Origin of the sequence: Craterilacuibacter sp., assembly GCF_051659485.1 — a bacterium.
Lineage (GTDB): Bacteria > Pseudomonadota > Gammaproteobacteria > Burkholderiales > Chromobacteriaceae > Craterilacuibacter.
Map to the genome: position 1 here is coordinate 1 of NZ_JBOFOO010000264.1, position 5,027 is coordinate 5,027.

5 protein-coding genes are annotated in these 5,027 nt (G+C 62.4%); all 5 read right to left on the reverse strand.

What is annotated here, in order from left to right:
- Positions 1-1,075 (reverse strand): glutamine synthetase family protein (locus ACRC1E_RS09125; RefSeq protein WP_438514787.1); only part of this gene is annotated, 1,075 nt, incomplete at its 3' end.
- 196 nt (positions 1,076-1,271) lie between these two features.
- Positions 1,272-2,303 (reverse strand): 4-hydroxy-2-oxovalerate aldolase, encoded by a 1,032-nt coding sequence (gene dmpG / locus ACRC1E_RS09130; protein WP_438514788.1) that lies wholly within the window; start codon positions 2,301-2,303, stop codon positions 1,272-1,274.
- Between the two features lie 11 nt (positions 2,304-2,314).
- A complete protein-coding gene (locus ACRC1E_RS09135) occupies positions 2,315-3,217 on the reverse strand; it encodes an acetaldehyde dehydrogenase (acetylating) (protein WP_438514789.1) in 903 nt (300 codons plus the stop codon).
- Positions 3,218-3,245: 28 nt separating this feature from the next.
- Positions 3,246-4,037, reverse strand: coding sequence for a fumarylacetoacetate hydrolase family protein (locus ACRC1E_RS09140; protein ID WP_438514790.1), 792 nt, complete (start codon positions 4,035-4,037; stop codon positions 3,246-3,248).
- Positions 4,022-4,867, reverse strand: a complete 846-nt coding sequence (locus tag ACRC1E_RS09145) for an alpha/beta fold hydrolase (protein WP_438514791.1) — start codon at positions 4,865-4,867, stop codon at positions 4,022-4,024. Before ACRC1E_RS09145 ends, ACRC1E_RS09140 begins: the two co-directional genes overlap by 16 nt.
- Between the last annotated feature and the right edge of the window lie 160 nt (positions 4,868-5,027).

Sequence of the window (5,027 nt, forward strand, 5' to 3'; positions counted from 1 at the left end):
GATTGGCATCGGCGCCGGGCAGGCGGTATTCGACACGTTGGCTCTTGGCTGTGCCCGGAATGGCGCGCAAGGCGACGGTGCGGTTGTCCACGCCCCATAGCGCCTGGGTGGGCGCCCAGTAACCGGGCACCAGACGGCGGAAGCTATTGATGGTGGGGGCGGCAGTGGCGGTAATTTCGCGCATATGGCGTTGCAGGCCGCCGATGAAATGGCGCTGCAACTGGCTGATGCCGTGCGGCTGGGCCGGGTCAAAGAAGGCATTGCTGCCGTCTTTATGCTGCAGCGAAATATGGATGTGCCCGCCTTGCCCCGCGTGGTTTTCGTTCCACTTGGCCATGAACGACACCATGCGTCCCTGTTTTTGAGCCATCACCTTGCTGAAAGTCTTGAACATGGCGGCATTGTCGGCGGCCTCCAGCGCTTCGGCGCAGCACAGCGCCGCCTCGAGTGCACCCGGGCCGGTCTCCTCGTGCAGGCCTTCGATAGGCATATTCATCGTGTCGCACAGCGCGAGCAGGCTGCGGTAAAAATCGGTATTGACCGAGTTGCGCAGCACCGAGTATCCGGCGGCGCCGCAACCCAGCGGTTTGGGCTCGCGGTAGCGTTTGGCCTGTAGTGCCACATGGTCTTCGTCGGTGACGAGAAATTCATACTCGAAACCGGCCTTGACCGAAAAGCCCAGCGCCGCCACCCGTTCCAGTAAACGGCGCAGCACGCCGCGCGGGCACAGGCTTGTCAGCCGGCCGCTGACTTCGCCCTGCACCATGATCATATTGTCTTCCAGCGGCAACTCGCGCCATGAGGCGGGCAGCAGGCGGATATCGGCATCGCCGTAACCCTTGCCCCAGCCGGTGAGGCGGGTGTTGTCGTACAGCTTGTCGGCGACATCCCAGCCGAACACCACATCACAGAAGCCGAAGCCGTCATCCAATGCGGCCAGAAACTTGTCGCGCGCCATGTATTTACCGACCATGACACCGTCGATGTCGAATAGGCCAACCTTGATCTGCTTCAGTTCTCGCGCCGCTATCAAGGCCTTGAGGGCTTCGATACTGCCGGCATTTGTCGCATCCATGACTTTCACCTGAGGCTAAGGGGCATCTACCCGATGTAACTATTCGTAGTGAATAATTAATCTTCTTTCAAGGAAGCAATGAAATAAGCTGTGTGGTGATGGCTGGCGCCGGTAACAAACAGGTGCAGACAAAAATGCAGCCCGGCCGGATGGCGGGGCTGCATTTTAGGGCATTGCTTTAGTACTCACGCTGCGGCTAGGCCTGCTGCAGCTTGGCGCGCGCCATATTGATGGCGGTGTCTTCTATCATGTCTTCCTGGCCGCCGACCATACCGCGCCGGCCCAGTTCGAGCAGGATTTCGCGCGCCGGCACGCCGTATTTCTTTTCTGCGCGCTTGGCGAACAGCAGGAAAGAGCCGTAGACGCCGGCATAGCCCAACGTCAGCGCATCGCGGTCGATGCGGATCGGGAAGTCGATGATGGGAATGACCCGGTCTTCGGCTACGTCCGAAATCTTGAATAGGTCAACGCCGGTTTCTATCCCCATACGGTTGCACACCGCCACCAGCACTTCCATCGGCGTATTGCCGGCACCGGCCCCCAGGCCTGCTGCCGCCGCGTCGATGCGGGTTGCGCCTTCTTCGATGGCGGCGAGCGAGTTGGCAATGCCCATCGCCAGATTATGGTGGCCGTGAAAGCCGATCTCGGTGGCCGGATTCAGAGCTGCGCGCACCGCCGCGATGCGTGCCTTTACATCGTCCGGCAGCATATAGCCGGCCGAGTCGGTGATATAGATGCAGTTGGCGCCAAAGCTTTCCATCAGCTTGGCCTGACGTGCCAGGCCTTCGGGGCTATTCATATGCGCCATCATCAAAAAGCCGACGGTGTCCATGCCCAGCTTGCGGGCTGCGGCAATGTGCTGCTCGGACACATCGGCCTCGGTGCAATGGGTGGCGATGCGGATGGTGTTCACCCCCAGATCGAAAGCCATTTTCAGGTGGTCGACGGTGCCGATGCCGGGCAGAAGCAGTGCCGATACGCGGGCCTGCTTGACGGTCTTAACGACGGCGCCGATGTATTCGGCGTCCGAGTGGGCCGGAAAGCCGTAGTTGACCGAGGCGCCACCCAAGCCGTCGCCGTGGGTGACTTCGATCAGCGGCACGCCGGCCTCATCCAGCCCGCGCGCGATGTCGACCATCTGGGTGAGTGAAATCTGGTGGCGCTTGGGGTGCATGCCGTCGCGCAGCGTCATGTCGTGGACGGTGATTTTTTTACCGGAAAGGTTCATGGCGGTTTTCCTCAGACGGTGGCGAGTTTGTCGTTTTCCAGCATGCGCCGGGCAAAGGCTTCGGCGGTGCTGGCGGCAGCGGCAGTCATGATGTCGAGATTGCCGGCGTAGCGCGGCAGATAGTCACCGAGGCCGGCGACCTCGAGGTAGATGGAGACGCGGTTGCCGTCGAACACCGGCCCGTTGACCAAACGGTAGCCGGGCACATAGTGCTGTACCGCATCGACCATGGCGTGTACCGAGCGGGTAATGGCCGCCTCGTCCGGTGCCTTGTCGGTCAGGCAGTGGATGGTGTCGCGCATGATCAAGGGCGGCTCGGCCGGATTCAGGATGATGATGGCCTTGCCTTCGCGCGCACCGCCGACGCTTTTAACCGCACCGGCGGTGGTGCGGGTGAATTCGTCGATATTCTTGCGGGTGCCGGGGCCGGCCGAGCGGCTGGAGACGGTGGCGACAATTTCGCCGTAGGCTACGCTTTGCACGCGGCTGACGGCGTACACCATGGGGATGGTGGCCTGCCCGCCGCAAGTCACCATATTGACGTTGGGCTCATTCGCCTCCAGATGGTCGGCCAGATTGACCGGCGGCACGCAATAGGGGCCGATGGCGGCGGGGGTGAGGTCGATCACCTTGACCCCCAGCGCGGTCAGTGCATCGGAGTTGGCCTTGTGCACATAGGCGCTGGTGGCATCGAAAGCGATGCGGATATCGTCCGCCCGAATATGCGGCAGCAGCCCTGCGATGCCGTCGGCGGTGGTCTTGATGCCCATCTCGCGTGCGCGCGCCAAACCCTCGGAATCGGGATCGATACCGACCAGCCACACCGGCTCCAGCACCTCGCTGCGCTTGAGCTTGTACAGCAGGTCGGTGCCGATATTGCCCGAGCCTATCAGTGCACATTTGATCTTGTTCATGGATTTTTCTCCTTGCCGTACACGGCTTTCATTCGGTAAACGCGATGGATGCGCCGCCCAGACCTTCGATCTGCATGCTGAAGCGGTCGCCGGCAACAATGGGCAGCAAGGGCGCAAGCGAGCCGGACAGGATCACTTCGCCGGCCTTGAGCGCAATGCCGAATTCGCCCAGGGTATTGGCCAGCCACGCGACCGCCTCGGCCGGATGGCCTTGCACCGCCGAGCCCAGTCCGCTGGCGACATGGGCGCCGTTTTTGTCGATGTCCATGCGCAAGGCCGCCAGATCCAGCGTGGCCGGGTCTACGCGCGCATCCCCCACCACAAACACGCCGCAACTGGCGTTGTCGGCGACGGTGTCCTCGATGGCGATCTGCCAGTTGTCTATGCGCGAGTCGACAATCTCGAAGCAGGGCGCCACCCAGGCGGTGGCCGCGAGCACTTGCTCGCGCGTGACGCCGGGGCCGGTGAGGTCGTGCTTGAGAAAGAAGGCAATCTCGCCTTCGGCGCGTGGCTGGATCAGGCCGCTGGCGGCAAGGCTGACGGTGCTGCCGTCAGCGAGCTGCATGCGGTCGGTCAGGAAGCCGAAGTCGGGCTGGTGTACGCCCAGCATGTCCTGCACCGGTTTGGAGGTGACGCCGATCTTCTTGCCGATCACGCGCTCGCCATCGGCGACCCGCAGACAGAGGATGGCTTGCGAAATCTGGTAGGCATGTTCGATGGCGATCTTGGGATAGCGAGCCTTCAGCGGGGCAATGGTGCGGCGCTCGCGCAAGGCGCGGTATAGCTCGCGTGACAGATGCGGAATCAGGGCTGTTGGCATGCGTGCTCCTTCAGGAAATCGAGACACTGGCGGTTAAAGAGTTCGCGGTGCTCGACCTGTACCCAGTGGCCGCAGCGGTTGAGCACGGTAAAGCGCACATCGGGCGTATGCGCCAGAAACTTCATCACCCCGGACACCGGATTGAAATGGTCGTCCTGCCCCCAGAAGCCGAACACCGGGCAGGCAAGCTCGGCCAGGCGCTGCGTCATGTTCGGCACGCGCATGCTGGTAAACAGGTTTTTGGGTTGCGACGGGGCGATGGCGGCGCGCTCGGCGATCAGCTCGTCACTCAGCAGCGACGGGTCGAACAGTTGCAGCGTCATCACGTGGCGCATCTCGGTGGGCCCCATCGGCCCCTTGGCGTAGGTCTCGACCATGCGCTGGATGCCGGGCATGGCGAAATAGGTCTCGCGCTCTTCGACGCCGCCCGGCGCCATCAATATCAGTGCCGACACCTTGTCGCTATGTTTGAGCGCCAGACCCAGTGCGATCGCGCCCCCCAGCGAGTTGCCCAGCACCGCGCAGCGCGTCACACCGATGGCCTCCAGAAAGGCGGCCACTTTGGCGACGAAAAAATCGAGGTCGTAATCGACATCATCCGGTTTGCCGGACAGGCCGAAGCCGGGCAGGTCGAGCACCAGCGAGCGGTAGCCTGCCTGCTTAAAGGCCGGCACATTGCCCTTGAAGTTGCTGTAGCCGCTGGCGCCCGGGCCGCTGCCGTGCAGCCACAGCACCGGCAAGCCGCTGCCCTCATCGTGGTAATGCAGTTTGAGCCCGTCAGGCAGGGTGACGAAGCGCCCCTCGGGGATGGGGGAAGGATAGACGTTCATAAGGCCTCACCTTGGCTATTGACGCGTCAGTGTCACCTGCGCCCTTGCATGCTGAATCGTCTGATTGGCTTAGGAGGGCCGGCCCGGAATCCCGCTTGCCCCCTAATCCAATCAGACGATTCCGCACTGGCGTCAAGATGAAAGTATCTGCATCAGCCTA